The 18,347-nt window shown below is 72.5% G+C and carries 7 protein-coding genes; 3 read left to right on the plus strand and 4 right to left on the minus strand.

The window, feature by feature from the left end:
- Positions 1-82: 82 nt before the first annotated feature.
- The 4 genes from ACO229_RS07050 to ACO229_RS07065 all read right to left on the minus strand — a co-directional run bounded on the left by ACO229_RS07050 (position 83) and on the right by ACO229_RS07065 (position 9,018).
- Complete coding sequence (locus tag ACO229_RS07050; RefSeq protein ID WP_423464310.1) at positions 83-1,378, minus strand: TIGR02679 domain-containing protein; 1,296 nt, start codon at positions 1,376-1,378, stop codon at positions 83-85.
- A complete protein-coding gene (locus ACO229_RS07055; RefSeq protein ID WP_423464311.1) occupies positions 1,375-5,856 on the minus strand; it encodes an SbcC/MukB-like Walker B domain-containing protein in 4,482 nt (1,493 codons plus the stop codon). The genes ACO229_RS07050 and ACO229_RS07055 overlap by 4 nt, the downstream gene beginning before the upstream one ends.
- Positions 5,853-7,208, minus strand: a complete 1,356-nt coding sequence (locus ACO229_RS07060) for a DUF2398 family protein (RefSeq protein WP_423464312.1) — start codon at positions 7,206-7,208, stop codon at positions 5,853-5,855. Before ACO229_RS07060 ends, ACO229_RS07055 begins: the two co-directional genes overlap by 4 nt.
- Before the next feature lie 100 nt (positions 7,209-7,308).
- Positions 7,309-9,018, minus strand: a complete 1,710-nt coding sequence (locus ACO229_RS07065; RefSeq protein ID WP_423464313.1) for a DUF2397 domain-containing protein — start codon at positions 9,016-9,018, stop codon at positions 7,309-7,311.
- Between the two features lie 570 nt (positions 9,019-9,588).
- On the opposite strand from ACO229_RS07065, the gene recC reads away from it, so the two are divergent.
- Genes recC through recD form a run of 3 tightly spaced genes read left to right on the plus strand, consistent with a single transcriptional unit; the run spans position 9,589 to position 18,238 of the window.
- Complete coding sequence (recC, locus tag ACO229_RS07070; protein WP_423464314.1) at positions 9,589-13,038, plus strand: exodeoxyribonuclease V subunit gamma; 3,450 nt, start codon at positions 9,589-9,591, stop codon at positions 13,036-13,038.
- Complete coding sequence (locus tag ACO229_RS07075) at positions 13,038-16,409, plus strand: UvrD-helicase domain-containing protein (RefSeq protein ID WP_423464315.1); 3,372 nt, start codon at positions 13,038-13,040, stop codon at positions 16,407-16,409. The genes recC and ACO229_RS07075 overlap by 1 nt, the downstream gene beginning before the upstream one ends.
- The gene (gene recD / locus ACO229_RS07080; RefSeq protein ID WP_423464316.1) at positions 16,406-18,238 is read left to right on the plus strand and encodes an exodeoxyribonuclease V subunit alpha; all 1,833 of its coding nucleotides are present in this window, start codon (positions 16,406-16,408) and stop codon (positions 18,236-18,238) included. Before ACO229_RS07075 ends, recD begins: the two co-directional genes overlap by 4 nt.
- Positions 18,239-18,347: the final 109 nt, after the last annotated feature.

The raw sequence follows: 18,347 nt of genomic DNA on the forward strand, positions 1-18,347 counted from the left end.
CGTCGAAATGGCGCCGTCGACACCCAGTTCGAGTGCCACCGGTACAGCAGTTTCCAGTGGCTGGCCTGGTGGTGGCGAGCAGTCAGAGTCTCGGGGACATGTTGCCGAGCATCGCGTCGAGTCGTTCTTCCTCGTAGGTGCCGTCCTCACCTGGCAGCCACGGGTGCACGATGCCGGGTCCGAAGACCTGTTCGATCTCGGTGACGATCTCTGCGGCGATCTGCTCGCCGGCGCCGTCGCGGTCGGTGCTGAGGAGTATGCGGGATCCGCTGGCCGCGATGGCGGCCAGCACGGCCCACGCCGCGGTCGAGGGTCGCCCGTACAAGCAGACCAGGGGAGGTGAGTCGGCGCCGAGGCGATCAGCAGCGGCCTCGATCACTGAGGGGTTCTCGAACACTCTCACGACCGTGAGCTCGTGGCGCGGGGCGGGCGGCAGGCGGCACCCGTCGCGGGTCATTCGTGCTGTGACCCACACTGGTTCGCCGACGACGCCGGTGAGGTGAGCGAGGTTCGGGCTGGGGCCTTCCAGTGGCAGGTTGAGCACCAGGACGGTGGACGAGACCTGGTCGCACAGCACGCCGGCGCGCTCCCACGCGGCCCGCCACGAGCGAGCACGCAGCGCCTCCTTGGCTGCCGCGATCGCAATGGCGACACGGTCCGATGGATCGCGGTCGTCCTGATCGGTGTCGGCTTGGTTGTAACCGCCGAGGGTGTCGGGGCTGCGGTCCTCGTCGAGGTAGGCGAGTGTCGCGGCCAGGATGCGCGCGGCCGCCCGTCCGGCGGCTCGGTCCCGGTCGAGTGCGTGCGGGTCGCCCAGCTCTTTGCCTGCTAGCTCGGCCAGACCGATCGTCCCGATCTGGGCCGCTGGTTGACCCGGCGGGTGTGGCAGTCTGCGCCAGACGGTGGCCAAGGCCTTGGCCACGGTGAGTCGGTCGGTGCCGAGCCACCGGTTCCTGACGGCGTGATCGGCCACGGGGCCGGGGACACCTGCTTGGGCAAGGAGATCGGCGGCGTCGGCCCGGACCTGTTGCCGTGTCTGGGCCGCCTGTCGGTTCTCGGCGGGCCGGTTGCGCAACGGCCCGCCGACCGCGACGAGGAGAGTGTCCAGGTCGACGCCCGCGTCAGCCAGCTTGTCCCGCAAGAGGCTCAGCTTGACAGGGGCGTCGGTGGCTTCCCAGCCCAGGCCAAGCATCCGGCCGACATCCGCGCGGTGCTCGGGCGCGACGGGGATCATGCTGCGGCCCCCCGTCGTGCCGGCCTCGACTTTCTTGCGGGCCGCGGCTAGCAGAGCGGCCGCTCCCGGTAGCCGCGACCACCTCATGATCGAGCCAGGCACGGCCACGTCCGGCCTTGGCAGGCTGGTCGTCTCGTGGTTCACGACCATAGCGCCCCGCCCTCCATGTCGCCCTCGTCGCGGCGCCCGTCGTGCCCGTCAGAGTGCTCTCCGGTCTGGTCGTCGAAGCCGGTGGTGGACCAGGTCTGTTCGGCCATCTCGATGCGTTCGGTGGAGCCGCCGGCGAACAGCCACAAGCCTAGGTCCACGCCCGGGATCGGCGCGGGGGCACGGTTGACCGTCCATACCGCCGCGCACGGTACCTCGCGGGAGGCCACCAGGGCCTTGGGCCCGGCTAGGACGAAGTCGAACTCGAACTCGACCAGCATCGCCAGCAGGCTGGAGCTGTTCTCCTGGTCGAGTCCGTCGAACGCCTCGTCGAGCCAGAGCGGGCGCGGCGCGATGTGTGAGGTCTGGTAGAGCGTCGCCAGGGTCGCCAGCAGTGGTTGGAGCATCGTCATTACCTTGGCGCCACCGGAGTCCTGGGAGTGCCGGGCGGCGGTCAGCTCGTTCCAGCGTTGCGAGCCTTCCTTCGCGCTGGCCAGGACACGCCACTCGGTCACAACCGCGAACCAGTTGCGGTAGTCGAGCTTGTCGACCAGGAGTGCCTTCCAGTCCTGGCCGGAGGCGTTGCCCTCCTCCTGGGCGGCGCGGATCTGTGTGGCCAGGAAGGTCTGGACCTGGTCCTGGACCACGGGGGAGTCGATGCCGTCGTTCAGGAGCCGTTGCAGGACCTGGAAGCCGCCGACGTGTTCGGGGACCTGCTTGCGCTGCAGACGCACGACGGTGCGGGTGGTACCTGTCGGGTGCTTGTCCAGGACGGTGTTGACCTCGCTGATCAGCCTGGCGGTCTCCTTCACCTTGGCGCGCAGGTGGTCGACGAATGTCGAGGCGAGCAGCTCCTGCATCACTTCGTGCATCTTCTCGTCGTGCATCGCACCGAGCTCAGCGGCCCGGTTCTCCAGCTCGTGGACCGCGGTGACCGGTTCGACGGTGGTGCCCGAGGCATCGACACGGATCCGGACCTGAGGCAGGCCGGTGGCCTCGTCATGCTCGATGGTCGCTGACCGGCCCCCGGTGCGGTCCAGGGTGTTGTTCAGTGTCATCAGATCAGGCCCGGACAGTCGGTCGCGGAGCCGACCGAGGATCCTCTCGCGGTCCTCGCTCCCGGACTGCTTGCCTGAGTCGGGCCAGCCGCGGGGTGCCTTGCGGGAAGTGCGCACGGCGCGCGCGTGTCCGAGCGCGCTGGTCAAGGTGCGTGACTCGTCGGTCAGATCGAGTCCGCGCGCGGCCGCGAGCCCGGCGTCGACCGTGATCCACCACCCGGCGAGTTTCTCCGTTCGAGACGCCTCCGTGGCCTGCCGCCGTTCGTCCACGGCTTCCAGGGCCGTGGTCGCCTTCGCCGTGAGTGCGGTCAGGTCTCGGATCTTCTTGTTCACCTCCTCGAGCTCGTTGTCCAGCTCGTCGAGGCGGCTGCGGAGCCGGGCTTCCTGGTCGAGCTGCTCCTGGTGGGTGGTGGTCAGGTTGGCCTTGGCCGTGTCCAGCTTGATCTGCAGCGTCTCGCACCGTTCGGCATCCTCAGCAGCTACGGCCTCTGCGTCCTCGGCAGCCTCTTCGAGCCGGTCGACGGTCGACTCCTTCTCGGCGACGTCGATCCGTTCGCGTTCCCAGGTCGCGATGCGTTGCAGGAGCCGCTCGACGTGGTGGCGAGTGTCGTTCAAGGCGATTTCGGTCTCACGCAGCCGGTTCACCACCAGGGAGTGCTCGGCGGCATAGGCGACCAGGGCGGCGTGTGCCTGGTTCATTTCCGCCTCGAACACTTGCGCCTTTGCGGCCTGGGTGCGCAACTCCTCGTCGGCCTGGTCGAGCTCCCTGACCGCCGAGGAGAGGTCACGGGCCGCTGTGACCAGCTCGGCATCGTCAGGCATCTGATCGGCCGCGGCCACGTACCTCTGCGCCAGGGCGCGATGCCGCTCCTCGTCCCGGCCGTGCCGAGCAGCCAGGTTCCGCTCCTGCGCAGCCTGCTCCCGCAGAGCCGCGACCGTGCGTGCACGGGCCTGTGCGCGGGCCGACGCGCCAAGCAGGCTCGCACCATCCACCGGGACCAGCGCACGCCCCGAGGTCAGCGGCGTGACCCAGGACCCGTCCACCCCGACCAGAACCCCGTCCTCGGGAACCGACCCCATGCCGCTAGACCGGTCACCCGGGACGCCGACCGGTCCATCGCCAGCTGGGCCGAGGAGAAACCGGACCGAGTCCAGAACTCTCCGTGCGGTCACGGCAAGTTCCGCCAACGGCTGCCCGCCGTGCGCCTTCTCGGCGAGCCCGAGAGCAGTGCCGAGGGTGCTGGAGTGCTCGTCGCGGCCCTGCGACAGGTTCGGGATCGTGACGACGTGGTCCTCGCCGTCGCGGCCCGGCGCCCAGATCCCGTCGGGAGTCACCCATGCGTCCAGCAGCCCGGCGCCGGCCAGTGCTGCCTCAAGGCCAGCCACCTCCTGGTCCGTGAGGTGCGGCAGCGGGTCCAGCAGCTCCCACAGCGGTGCGCCCGCGGGCCCGGAAGCGGGTCGGGGCCGCCGCTGCCACAGCACGGGGTCGACTGGTACTGGTTCCGGCCTGGCCTCCTCCGCGTCGGCCCGCTCCTCCAACTCCCGGGCCCGGCCCAGGGCAGCCTCGGCGTCGTTGCGCGCCGTGACCGCGGCAGCGTTGACCGGTTCCAGTGCAGGGGTCAGCCACCGGTCGCCAACAAGTTGACGCAGCACCTGGACGGGCCGTGGCCCCGTTCCGGCTGCGTGGACCTCGCCCAGCCACCGCTCGCGTGCCTCGACCGGCGGGGCCACGACCCCCTCGTGCTCCACCAGACCGGTAGCCCAGGCCTCCAGATCGTCTGAGAGGGACTGCACCGCGTTCTCGAACTGGCTCCGCGCGGTGGTGTGCTCCGTCTCGCGTCGGTTGAACCGGGCGTCGGCCTCGGCCAGGGACGCCTGGGCACGCTCGTGAAGCTCCGTCTTCTTCCCCAGGCTGTGCTCCAGCGCATGAGCGTGATGGACGTCCCGGAGACGTTGGTCCACGCCGGCCTCGAGCCGCTCAGTGTCCCGTTGGTCAACCCAGGCGCGCGCATCCGGCAACCCCGCCTCGAGACCAGTCTCGGCGGTCAGGTCAGCCTGTTCGGCCAGGCGCCGCTCGGCTTTGGCCAGCACACCTCTGGCCGTGTTCAGCGCGTCGGCGGAACGCGCTGCGGCCTCCCGGGCCTTGACCGCCGCTGGGCCGGTACGTGCGCTGGCTTGCTGAGCCGTCTGGAGCTGTTCGGTCAGGCTGGTGACGTTCTTGCCCGCGGCGTCCGCGTCCTTGTAGTCCGTGCTCTTGATGAGCTGCGTGTGCTGTGCCCGTGCCCGTACCCGGTCGGCCTTGGTCCTGGTCTCCTGGTCCAGCGCGGCCTCGTACTGGCTCTTGGCGTCGTCTGCGGTCTGCTGGGCCCGGTTGCGTTCACGGGTGACATCGTCGACCGCGGTGACGGCCGCGACCAGCTCGTCCGCGGCCCGTCGAAGAACGGCGTCGGCCCACGGGTTCCACACGGCCTGCAGGTAGGCCTTGACTGCCTCCTGAGCCTCCCGGGCGTCGTCCCGGTCCCGGGCGAGCTGACCGAGCTGGTCCCAGCCGTCGGCCAGCTCATGGATCTCAGAGGACTCCAGGGGCGGGAGCGACTCGCGGATCCGGTCCACCACCCAGCCAGGGTCCAGCTGGTTGCCGAGCTTGGGAGTGCGCAGGGTCTTGAGGAGTTCGATCACGATCGTCAGCCGGGACGGGTCGGAGAACCCGAACAGGGAGGTCGCGACGGTGTTCCTGTACGCGGTCGCGGTGGCGTGAGGGTCCAGGCCGGGCATGATCATCGTCGGCAGGACCACCGCTTGTCCCTGCACGAGCGTCAACCCTGCCCGGACGCGCTCGGGTCCCTGGTGAGTGACCCAGGTGGGATCGACCTGTTGAGCGGTGCGGCGCCCCTGGACGAACAGCAGAGTCGTGAAGTACTCCGGGCCGGTGTCGGTCAGGCGCCCGTACTCCACCCAGGTCCAGCCGCGGTTGAGCTGCTGGGTCACAGGCCGGCGGTCCTTGGGGTCGTCGGTCGGGATCAGGTAGTACCGGAAGGACCGCTTGGAGTTGCCGAACGTGTCGACGTAGCGCGGGGACAGGTCCCCGGTGAGCATCGTCAGCGACGTCATCGCCATCATCGTCGACTTGCCCTGCTCATTCTTGCCGATGAACTGGGCGCGACCGTCGGCGCTCCAATACTCCGCGACGTCGAACTCCCACATGTTCACCACGCCGGCACGCAGCTGCTGCCACCGCCGCCTACCGGGCTCGGGCAGCCCACCAGTCAGAGCGGCCTGCCGCCAGGTGCGCATCGTCGCCGCGTCCAGGTGCGGGTCGAGGGAGACCACCGTGCCGTCCTGGGCCGTGACCGTCTCCTCATGGCCGACCAGAGTAGGGGTAACAGGGGTGGGGCTGGTGGCGGATGGGCTGGTCATGCGGGGTCTCCCTCGGGCTCGGCGGACCTCACCGGGTCGGGTGGGGACAGGCGGTCGTCCGGCGTCACGGGGACGTCGAAGTTGCCGTAGGCGTCGTTGGCGGGGTGGGCGAACAGGTCGTCCTGGTGCGGTGCCAAGCTAGGTTCGATGAGCTCGGGGTCACGGTAGCGGCCCACGACCGGAGACAAGCGCCAGGACCCGTCCGGCCCGGTGCGCAGCATGCCGAGCCACCGCAGGACCTCCTCGACCGCCGTGCGGGTCTCGGCGGGACGGCCCTGGAGGTCCTTGCGGAACAGGTGACCCTTCCAGTCCAGGAGGTCCTCGACGATGTCGTCGACCTCCAGGGTGCCCAGGTGGACGAACCCGTCCGCGTCACGGCGCCCATCGCGGCCGGCCTTGTCAGCGATCATGAGCGCGGCCCAGGACTCCGTCCTGGGCGTGGGCCAGTCGACGGTGGCCGGGCAGTCGACCTCGGTGCTGATCCAGACCAGGCCTTCCGACCGGGCCTCGATCGACCCGCCGATCAGGCCCAGGACAGTCTCGGCCCGCAGGCCACGCTGCACACGGGCAAGGTCCGCCTCGTCCGGAAGCAGGTCCCCGTACAGCAATGCGGGCGTCTCCACCAGTGTCCGCAGATGCCGCACGACTCGGGTGGCCTGCCGTTGCGTCTCCCAGATCGCGGCCGACGACTCGTCGTCATGGCTGTCCTCGCTTCCAGACCAGGAAGCGAAGGGTTCTGCTGCATCGGCTGTGCCCTTCCAGTGCGAGGTTCCGGAGCGCTGGGCGCGGGCCTGGGGGGCTTGTGCGAGCTGGGCCTCCTGGTGGGCCGCGAGCGTGATCGTCCCCGGGGTGACGAACAGCAACAGCGCATCCCGGTCCACGTCATACCCGGCGCCGATGCCGGTACGGCCATCGGTCCATTCCTGCACGTCCGCGACCAAGGTGGCCCGCTTGCGCAGGATCCCCCAGTACTCCAGCTGTTCGGCGGCCTTGGCCAGAGCCCGGCGTTCGGTCAAGCGGTCAGGGTCATACGGCGTCAGCGCGCGGTCGGTGGTGTGGGTCAGGTCGGCGACGATCTCCGACAGCCGCACGAGAGTGACCCCTCCCTCGACCTCCTCGCACGCCGCCGCCAAGAGCGTGGTCAAGGTGAGCACCCGCCGTGACGGCAGATCGAGGAGAGGCGGTGGTGCAGTGACCGTCCCCATGACCGGGTTGCGCACCAACCGGACCGCGTCGCCCATACGGGTGCGCTGGTAGTCCAGGCGTCTGCAGTAGCTGTCGATCTGCTTGGCGTACCGCTGGATGTCACGGAACAACGGCCGGTCCACGTGCGCCGACACAAGTGGCCGCACCAGGAACCTCAGGAACGTCAGCCTCGCCTGGACGTCCTCGCTCGATGTCGACCTGTTCGCCGCAGCCGCATACCCTCTGACCGGTGCGCCAGCGATGTCCTCACTCATCTCCTGCTCCCGCCTGGTTCCGACCGTTGCTGACCGTGAGGGCCTCCTCCAGCAGACCGTGCACGGTGGGGTCCGGGCCCGGTGGTGCGTCGCTGGTCAGGCCCAGCGTGTCGATCCGCAGGACCGTGACGATCAGGTCCGGATAGACCAAACGACCCGCGGGGATCTCGATGATCGCGTCCGGGGCCCCAGCGGCCGGGACGGTGGCGACCAGGTCCCACAGGTCGTCGCCAGTACGCGCGTGCACCGCGGTCCCAGGAGCAAGGGGCCCCGCCTGCTCCCGGCGTGCCCGGGCCAGGGCGAAGTCGATGTTCTGGATGAAGTCGATCAGGTGCTCGGCGACCCGGTCGGACAGGTTCGACCACTGCGACAGCGGCCGCCCCGACAGCTCGAGGAGCCGTTCCACGGCGCGCGCCTCATCCACGGCCGCCGCTGCAGCCGCCTGCCGCGCGGCCTGCTTGCCGGCAGACCGGTCGAACATCCGCGAGGGTGCGCCACGAGCCGCCCGTGGACCCTGACGGCGAAGCCGCGCCTCGATCGGTGAAGGGGCGGCGTCCCAGAACGACATCGACTCCGCACCCAGACCGGGGTGCGGGGTCGAGAACCCGAGGTGACGCGCAGAGAAAAGGCCCGTGTACGTCGTCCACATCCGCCACAGATCATCCTGGTCGACGGCCCCGTCCAACCGTTCGGCAAGGTCCAGCAGTTCGGCCCGGCGCGACACATGGCCCCCGAACCCCGCCAGGACGCGCTTGCCGCGCACCAGGGGCACGATCGTGTCGCGGATCTGCCGCCGCAGCGAGGCAGCCTGGCTGGTCGGGCCGTCAAACCAGGCCAAGATCCGGCCAAGGCCATCGGTGGTCTCCGCCATCGCCCGGACCACGGCTTCCTCGGAGGCATCGACGCCAACCAGGTGCAGGGCGACACGCCGGTGTGCCCGCTCCTCGACCGCGAGAACCGCGGTCGCGTCACGAACGATGTCCACCGAGTAGATGTCGATGCCCGCGCCCCACATGCTCACGTACCCCGAGAGCGTCTCGTCCAGCGCCGCGATCTTCGTCGCGTCCGGGGTCCCGGACAGGGCCGCCGCGAGGCGGGCCTGCCAGCCGGTGGCCGCGTCGGACATGTTCTGCATCGTCGGGAAGATCACGGCCCACGCGCCGGCCGCGGCCTTCGCGTCCGTGCCGATGGACGAGGCCAGTACCTGAAGCTGCCCCGCGATGACTGGCGGTGCGAGCGTGGCCGCGATGGCCGACGCGTTCGTGGTGCCCAGGGCGAGCACCGCCCGGTGCAGTTGGGCAGCCTCCTCGGAGAGCTGGTACCGGCCGCGGTGACGCGTGAAGTCCTCGTCGGACCGCACCCGGTCCTCCCACGCGAGGATGACACCCCACGCCGCCAGCTGGGTCAGCCTGCCGTCGAACCGCAACACCTCCGGGTCCAGCACGGCCGCAAGGGTCTGGTCGTCACCCGAGAGGTGCTCGGCAAGACGGGCACGCACGAGAGTCTCGAGCTGGTCGTGCGGGATACCACTGAGGTACTGCGGCTGGTTCTCCAGCATCACGTCCACGATCAGCCGGTAGACCGGCGCCAACCGCTCTGATGTCAGGTAGCTGGCTACCGTCATGGCACCGGGCAGGCCGATGACGTTCCATAAGTCCTCAAGCGGGTCCGTGGTCGGTTCGGCGGGGTCTCGAGCTGGCATATCCGCTCCCTACGGCGTACGTCTGATGACGGCGTGCGTGCCTGGGTTGATGCACGGCATCAAAACACGAGCTACTGACACTCGAACCGGACACCGGGGGCTTTGACGCCCGCGTGATCGTCAGGACTGCCGTGCGAGGCGGACCGCCCGAATTTCACGAACGTGATATTCGGCGGTGCGACTCAGGAGTCGTGACGCGACCCGCCTGGCTCAGCGTCGGGCTATGGCAGGTTCCGCAACTTCCATGCAGGCAGCACTCCTGCAGCTGGCCGCAATCGGGCCGTTCAGGTCGTGCTCGCTTCTGTGGTCGATCGCGGTGGAGCGTCCGACGTCCTGCTGGAGTGAGCCGCGACGGTGCGAGTGCAGGTCGCGAAGGTCGCTTGCCGCGGCGGGAAGTCGGTTCGTAATCCGAATCTGCCGAGTACGACGGCGACCTGGGCGTAGTGGGTGCGATCGCGGTTCCGTTCCGAGGGGTTGAGGTGCCGAGTCGTGCCTTGCGGGGCCGATCTGAACAGAAACCACCCCATGGCCGGGCGCACGGGAGCAGGCCGCGAACGATACGTTGGGCTGATGGCGGTCGTCCTTCATCGCGCTCCGCGTACCGACCTGCTCGTGGAGGCGCTGGGAGACTTGCTGGCTGCGCCCCTGGCGGACCCGTTCGCGACTGAGGTCGTTGTCGTACCCGCCCGCGGCGTCGAGCGCTGGCTCGCGCAGCGCCTGAGCCACCGTCTCGGCGCTGCTCCCGGGCGCGGCGATGGCGTGTGCGCGGGTGTGGACCTGCGTTCGCCCGGTTCGCTGTTCGCCGAGGTCGCGGGGACGCGTGACGACGACCCTTGGGCGCCGGACGCCCTGACCTGGCCGCTGCTGGCGGCGATCGACGCGAGCCTGGACGAGCCGTGGGCCGCGTTGCTCGCCCAGCATCTCGGGCACGGGATGGCGGGGGAGGAGGGTGACCTGCGGCGTGGTCGCCGGCTCTCCGTCGCCCGCCGGCTGGCGCGGCTCCTGGCGGGCTACGCCGCCCAGCGCCCGGCGCTGACGGCGGACTGGGCCGCGGGCCGCGACACAGACGGGTGCGGGCGGGCGGTCCCCGCCGACCTGGCGTGGCAGCCGCCGCTGTGGCGCGCGCTGGCCGAGCGGGTCGACGCCGAAGCGCCGCACGTGCGGCACGCCGCCGTCGTCGAGCGGCTGCGAGCCGAGCCCGGCGCCTTCGACCTGCCCGAGCGGCTGTCCCTGTTCGGGCATACCCGCCTGGCAGCGAGCGAGGTCGAGCTGGTCGGCGCGATCGGCGCGCACCGCGACGTGCACCTCTGGCTGCCGCATCCTTCGGCGCCCCTGTGGTCGGCGCTCACGGACCTCGGCGGACCCGTCGACCGGGCCGAGGACCGCTCCCACGAGCGCGTCGGTCACCGGCTGCTGGCCACGCTCGGCCGGGACACGTGCGAGCTCCAGCGCACGCTGTCGGCGATCGAGCTGCGGGACGAGCCCGTCGTGGGTGGCCCCGCCGGCGGCGGCCCAACCGGCGGCGGCCCAACCGGCGGCGACGTCGCCGCCGCCGAACCGCCGTCGACCCTGCTCCGGATGCTGCAGCACGACCTGCGTGCCGATGCCGTCGGGGATGCAGGCGCGCGCCTGCTGGACCCCGCTGACCGATCGGTCCAGGTGCACGCCTGCCACGGCCCGGCCCGGCAGGTCGAGGTGCTGCGCGACGTGCTGCTCGGCCTGCTCGCCGACGACCCGACGCTCGAGCCGCGCGACGTGCTCGTCATGTGCCCCGATATCGAGACGTACGCGCCCCTGGTCACGGCCGCCTTCGGCCTGGCCGACGTCGTCGGGCCGCACGGCCACCCCGCGCACGGCCTACGGGTGCGGCTCGCCGACCGGGCGCTGGACCGGACCAACCCGCTGCTCGCGGTCGTGATGCGACTCCTGGACCTCGCCGGCGGACGGGCAGGAGTGGGCGACGTCGTCGACCTCGCCCACACCGAACCCGTGCGCCGCCGCTTCGGGTTCCGCGACGACGACCTGGAACAGCTCGCGGGGTGGGTGCGCGAGACCGGCGTGCGCTGGGGGTTCGACGCCGGGCACCGCACGGACTTTGGCCTGGCCGACTACGGGTCCGGCACCTGGCAGGAGGGTGTGGACCGGCTGCTCGCCGGTGTCGCGATGTCGGACGACACCGGCACCTGGCTCGAACGCACCCTGCCGCTCGACGACGTCGGCAGCGGGCAGGTCGAGCTCGTCGGCCGCCTGACCGAGCTCGTGGAGCGGCTGCGCGACGTCACCGACGCGCTCGTCGGCGGGCACCCGCTCGACCACTGGCTGACCACGCTCGAGGACGGCGTCGCCGCGCTCACCACCGTGCCGACGGCCGACGCGTGGCAGCTCGCGCAGGTGCGGCGCGAGCTCGCCCGCGTGCGCGCCGACGCGCCCGACCCGGCCGTGCCGCTGCGGCTGCCGGACGTGCGCGCCCTGCTCGCCGACCGGGTGGCGGGCCGCCCGACCCGGTCGAACTTCCGCACCGGCACGCTGACCGTCGCCACGCTCGTGCCGATGCGGTCCGTGCCGCACCGCGTGATCGCCCTGCTGGGGCTTGACGACGGCGTGTTCCCGCGCATCGGCATCACCGACGGCGACGACGTGCTGGCCCGCGAGCCGAGGACGGGCGAGCGCGACCCGCGCAGCGAGGACCGGCAGCTGTTCCTCGACGCGATCCTCGCCGCCACCGAGACCCTCGTGGTGACCTACAGCGGCGCCGACGAGTACTCCGGCCAGGAGCGCCCGCCCGCGGTACCGCTGGGCGAGCTGCTGGACGCTCTCGACGAGACGGCGCGGACGCCCGACGGGCGCCCGGTGTCCGCGGCGGTGACCGTCCGGCACCCGCTGCAGCCCTTCGACCGGCGCAACGTCGAGCCCGGCGCCCTCGTACCCGGCTCTGCCTTCACGTTCGACCGCGCGGCTGTTGCCGGAGCCCGAGCCGCGGCCGGCCCGCGCACCCCGGCGGGCCCGTTCCTGGCGGCGCCGCTCACACCGGCGCCGCTCGCAGGGTCGGCGCAGGCAGGGGCGGACGACGGCGTCGTCGCGCTCGACGACCTGCTCGCGTTCTACCGCTCGCCCGCGCGCGGGTTCCTCGTCCAGCGCCTCGACGTCGGCCGGCCCTTCCAGGAGGAGCCGCTCGACGACGGGCTGCCCGTCGAGCTCGACGGGTTCGGCCGCTGGGCCGTCGGGGAGCGGGTGCTGCGGGACGTGCTGCACGGCACGACCCTCGACGACGCCGTGCAGAAGGAGTGGCGCCGCGGGCAGCTGCCGCCCGGACGCCTGGGCTGGCGCCCCCTGGTCGGCATCGCCGAGGAGGTAGGCCCACTCGTCGACGCCGCCGGGAACCTGCGCGCAAGCCCCGCACGCGTCGTGGACGTCGACGTCGACCTCGGTGACGGGCGCAGCCTGCGCGGCTCGGTGCCCGGCGTGCACGGCGACCGCCTCGTGGGGGTGTCGTACGCCCGGCTCGGCGGCCGGCAGCGCCTGCGGACCTGGATCCGGCTGCTGGCGCTCGCGGCGTCCGACGACGACCGCCCCTGGGTCGGCTACACGCTCGGCCGGCCGGCCAACCCACGCTCGCGCAAGACCTGGCAGGGATCCCGGCTCGGACCGCTGGACCACACCGCAGTCGACGTGCTGCGCGACCTGGTCGCGCTGCGCGACCGGGGGCTCACCGAACCGCTGCCGCTGCCGGTCAAGGCGTCGGTGGTCTACGCCGAGGCGCGCCGGAGTCGCGCCGATCCCGCGGACGCGCGGTACCGGGCCGGGCAGACGTGGACCGGCCAGAGGGGGCCCGGCGGACGCTTCGACGGCGAGTGCGCCGACCCCGAGCACGTGCGCGTCCACGGCCCCGGGGCCCCGCTGCCCGGGACCGGCGAGGAGCCGCGGCCCGGCGAGGAGCACCCGGGGGAGACGACCCGCTTCGGCGCACTGGCGATGCGCGTCTGGAGCCCGCTGCTGGAGAACGAGAGGTTCAGCGACTGATGGACGTCTTCGACCTGACCGGGCCGTTGCCGCGCGGCACGGCGCTGCTGGAGGCGAGCGCGGGCACCGGCAAGACCTTCGCGATCGGCGCGCTCGTGACCCGGTACGTCGCCGAGGGCGTCGTGCCGCTCGATCAGATGCTGGTCGTGACCTTCGGCCGCGCCGCGACCCAGGAGCTGCGCGACCGGGTGCGCGGCGCGCTCCTGCGCGCCGAGCGCACCTTCGCCGCAGCCCTCGCCGGCCGCGACCCCGGCCCGGTCGATGAGGTCCTGGCCGCGCTGCTCGACGTCGACGACGCAGAGCGGGCCTTCCGGCACCGGCGGCTGGCCGACGCGCTGGTCTCGTTCGACCACGCCACAATCGCGACGATCCACCAGTTCTGCCAGCTCGTGCTGCGCTCGCTCGGCGTCGCCGGCGATGCCGAGCCGGGCGCCGAGCTCGTGGAGTCCCTGACCGAGCTCACCGTCGAGGTGGTCGACGACCTCTACCTGCGCCGGTACGGCAACGCCCCGGAGCCGCCGCCGTTCGACCGGGCGTGCGCCCTCAAGGTCGCCACCGCCGCGATCGAGGACCCCCGCGCCGCGCTCGCCGACGCCGACCCGGACGACGCCGTCGGCACGGCACGCGTCTCCTTCGCCCGCGCGGTGCGCGCCGAGATGGAGCGGCGCAAGCGGCGCCTCGGCATCCTGTCGTACGACGACCTGCTCGGGCGGCTGGCCGACGCCCTCGACCCGGCGACCGCCGACGGCGGCACCGCCGTCGGCGCGCGCATGCGCGAACGCTGGAAGGTCGTGCTCGTCGACGAGTTCCAGGACACCGACCCCGTGCAGTGGCAGGTGCTGGAGCGAGCCTTCGGCGCCGGGCCAGCAGAGTCGCAGGCCGAGGCCATGGTGCTCGTCGGCGACCCCAAGCAGGCCATCTACGCCTTCCGCGGCGGCGACGTCGTCGCATACCTCGACGCCGCGCGGCACGCCACCACCCGCGCCACACTGGGCAGCAACTGGCGCTCCGACGCGCCGCTGGTCGAGACACTCGGAGTGCTGCTGGGCAACGCGGCGCTCGGCCACGAGGAGATCGTGGTGCACCCGGTCAGGGCCGAGGGCGGGAGCAGCCGGCTGGCCGGCGCGCCGCACCCGGCGCCGTTCCGGCTGCGGCAGGTGCTGCGCGAAGGGCTGCCTAAGGTCAAGGGCAGCGCGATCCAGGTCGGCGCCGCCCGGCAGCACGTCGCGGCGGACCTTGCGGCCGACGTCGCCGGGCTGCTCGCCTCGGGCGCAACGTGGGACGGGCGCCCGCTGGTGCCCGGCGAGGTCGCCGTCCTCGTGTCGGCTCGGGTGCACGGCAGGCTCGTGCAGGACGCGCTCGCGCGACGCGGCGTCGCGGCCGTGATGCCGGGAGGCGACGTGTTCGAGACGCCCGCCGCCGACGAGTGGCTGACGCTGCTGGAGGCGCTGGAGTCCCCGCACCGTTCGGGCCTGGTGCGCGCGGCGGCCCTCACGCCGTTCCTCGGCCGCACGGCGGCCGACCTCGACGAAGGTGGTGAGGATCTGACCGCCCGCGACGCCGACACTCTGCGCGGCTGGGCGCTGCTGCTCCGCCACCAGGGCGTCGCCGCTCTTCTGGAGGCCGCCGAGGAGCGTGGGCTGAGCGGCCGCGTGCTGGCCCGGGTCGAGGGCGAGCGGCTGCTGACCGACGTCCGCCACCTGGGGCAGCTGCTGCACGAGGTGAGTGTGACCGAGTCGCTCGGCCTGACCGCCCTGCTGGCCTGGTTCCGCGACGAGCGGCGCAGGACGGGCACGGCTGAGCGGCCGCGCCGCCTGGACTCGGACGCAGCGGCCGTGCAGATCGTCACCGTGCACGGCAGCAAGGGCCTGCAGTACCCGGTGGTCTACCTGCCGTTCGGCTACGACAACTACTCCCGCCCGGTCGAGATCGCGCTCTACCACGACGAACGCGGCGCGCGGACCATCGACGTCTCCGGCTCCGGGGCGCACTGGGACGCCCACTGCGCCACGCACCGCGCCGAGGAGGACGGCGAGGAGCTCCGCAAGCTCTACGTGGCCCTGACCCGCGCGCAGTCCCAGGTCGTGGCGTGGTGGGCGCCGACGTCGAGCACCCCGACCAGCGGGCTGCACCGCCTCCTGTTCGGCCGAACCCCCGGCACGCGGGACGTGCCAGGCACGCAGCCGGTCAAGGACGACGACTACGCCACGCGCGTGCTGGGCCTGCTGGCGGAGCTGGGCGGCCCCGCGGCCGAGCTCGCGGTGCCCGCGCAGGCGTCCGCCCCCGCACCGCCGGACCGGCACACGCCGTTCGCGGCGCGGGTCTTCGAGCGTGCGGTCGACACGGAGTGGCGGCGTACCTCCTACAGCGGCCTCGTCGCTGTCGGCGACGATGCTCCGGCAGCCGCGACCGGAGTGGGCAGCGAACCCGAGGCCGCCGGCAAGGACGACGAGCCGAACGTGCCCGAGGCAGACATCCCCGAGGCCGACACCAAGGAACCGGCCTTGCCCGCCTCCGCCGCGACGTCACCCATGGCCGACCTGCCCACGGGCGCCGCGTTCGGGTCGCTGGTGCACGCGGTGCTGGAGAACGCCGACCCGTTCGCCCCCGACCTGCGCGCCGAGCTGCTGGAGCACGTGACCGACCAGCTGCGCTGGTGGCCCGTGCAGGCCGACCCCGTGGCGCTCGCTGAAGGGCTCCTCCCGCTGCACCACACGCCGCTCGGCCCGCTCGCCGGCGGTCTGACGCTGGGCGAGATCGGCCTGCCGGACCGGCTGCGCGAGCTGACGTTCGAGCTGCCGCTGAACGGTGGTGATCTCGGGGGTGGCCTCGGCGTCGGCATCGTCGGCGGTCCCGGCCGGGCCGAGGCCAGGCTGGGGCAGCTCGCCCCGCTGCTGCGGGCCCACCTGCCCGCCGACGACCCGCTCGCCGCCTACGCCGACCAGCTCGACCAGCCCGCCCTGGGCGACCAGGCGCTGCGCGGCTACCTCACCGGCTCGATCGACGTCGTGCTGCGGCTGCCGTCCGGGCGGTTCGTCGTTGTCGACTACAAGACGAACTTCCTCGGCCCCGCTGTCGCCGACTACTCGCGGGAACGGATGGCCGAGGCGATGCTGCACTCGCACTACCCGCTGCAGGCCCTGCTGTACGGCGCGGTGCTGCACCGCTACCTGCGCTGGCGGCTGCCCGGCTACGACCCCGACACCCGTCTCGGCGGGGTGCTCTACCTCTTCGTGCGCGGGATGGCAGGGCCGGACACCCCGGACTCGGGCGGCAGCCCCGCGGGCGTGTTCTCGTGGCAGCCGCCCGCAGCGCTCCTGACGGCGCTGTCCGACCTGCTGGCCGGCGGCGCGGGTGAGGAGGCCGCATGACGCCCGCGATCGAGCGCTGGACCAGCGACGACCCCCACGACGCCCGCCGCGCGCTGGGCGCGACGGGACTGCTGCGCACCTTCAACGACGCCGGCGTGCTCACCGCCGCCGACGTGCACGTCGCGCGCCGCACGGCTGACGCCGCCGGCGAGGACGACGAGACCGTGCGCCTCGCCGTGGCGCTCGCGGTGCGGGCGGTGCGCCAGGGGTCGGTCTGCGTGGACCTGGGCGGGTTCGACGACGGCGGGGTGCCGGACAGCGCCTCCGTCGGGGCCGGCGCCGACGACACGCCGCTGCCCTGGCCCGCCGCCGACGGCTGGCTCGACCGGGTAGCGGCCAGCCCACTCGCCGAGCGGTCGGTAGTACGGGCCGACCTCGGCCTGCTCTACCTCGACCGCTACTGGCGCGAGGAGCGGCAGGTGCGCGACGACCTCGTCGCCCGCCTCGCCTCGCCCGCCCCGGCGGTCGACGACGCCCTGCTGGAGGACAGCGCTGCACGGCTGTTCCCCGGCGACGCATACGCCGAGCAGCGCGCGGCGGCCCTGTCCACCGCGCGTCGCCTGACGACCGTACTCACCGGCGGTCCCGGCCGCGGCAAGACGACGACCGTGGCCGGCCTGCTCGCCCTGCTCGCGGAGCAGGCCGAGCACGCCGGCAGACGCCGCCTGCGCATCGCGCTCGCCGCACCCACCGGGAAGGCAGCCACGCGTCTGCAGGAGGCGGTGACAGACTCGCTCGGTGCACCCCCGGAGGCCGGGCGGCCGGAGTACACCACCGACGACCGGCGCCGCCTCGCCGGGCTCCAGGCCGGCACGCTGCACCGGCTGCTGGGCTGGCGGCCCGGGTCGAGCACCCGGTTCCGGCACGACCGCTGCAACCGCCTGCCGCACGACGTCGTCGTGGTCGACGAGACCTCGATGGTCTCGCTCACCCTCATGGCCCGGCTGCTGGAGGCGGTGCGCCCCGACGCACGGCTCGTCCTCGTGGGCGACCCCGACCAGCTCGCGTCCGTCGAGGCCGGCGCCGTCCTCGCCGATCTCGTCGCCGGGCTGCACGAGCACGACGACGGCGTCGTATCGGCCCTGGTCACCGACCACCGCTCAGAGAGCGAAGCGATCACACGGCTGGCCGCCGCGATCCAGGACGGCGACCCGGAAGCGGTGCTCGCCGCGCTGACGGCCGGCGACGGAGTCGTGGAGCTCGTGCCTTCTGACGACGCGGCCGAACTCGCCGGCCTCGAGGACGAGCTGACCCGACACGCCCTCGACGTCCGCGGCCTGGCGTTGGCGGGCAACGCACGCGGGGCGCTCGCCGCGGCCGATCGGCATCGGCTGCTGTGCGCCCACCGCGAGGGCCCGTGGGGCGCGGCGCACTGGAACCGGCTGGTCGAGCGCCGGCTGTGGGAGGCCTCCGGCGCCTACCTCGGCACCGCGGTGGGCACAGAGTGGTACGCGGGGCGGCCTGTGCTGGTCACAGCGAACGACTACAGCCTCGGGCTGTCCAACGGCGACACCGGGGTGGTCGTCGCCGAGGGCGAGAACCTGCGCGCCCACCTCGGCGGTGGCGCGTCGTTCGCGGTCTCCCGGCTGGGCGACGTCGAGACGCTGCACGCGATGACCGTGCACAAGAGCCAGGGCAGCCAGGCCGAGGAGGTGACCGTGCTGCTACCGGACGAGTCCTCCCCGCTGCTCACGCGCGAGCTGTTCTACACCGCGGTGACACGGGCGCGGCGACGGGTGCGGGTCGTCGGGACCCCAGAAGCGGTTCGTACGACCGTGCAGCGGCGGGCGCGGCGAGCCAGCGGGCTCACTCGCCGGTTGAGCCAGTGAGCGAGGGACGGAGCCACGGCGGGCATACAAGGCCCGAGTGATTCACCCGGTGCTGGACCGTTTCCGTCGCGCCGAGTGCCAGCACCTGGTGCTTCAATCCGATGGTCGA

It is taken from the genome of Promicromonospora sp. MS192 (assembly GCF_049532985.1).
GTDB lineage: Bacteria > Actinomycetota > Actinomycetes > Actinomycetales > Cellulomonadaceae > Promicromonospora.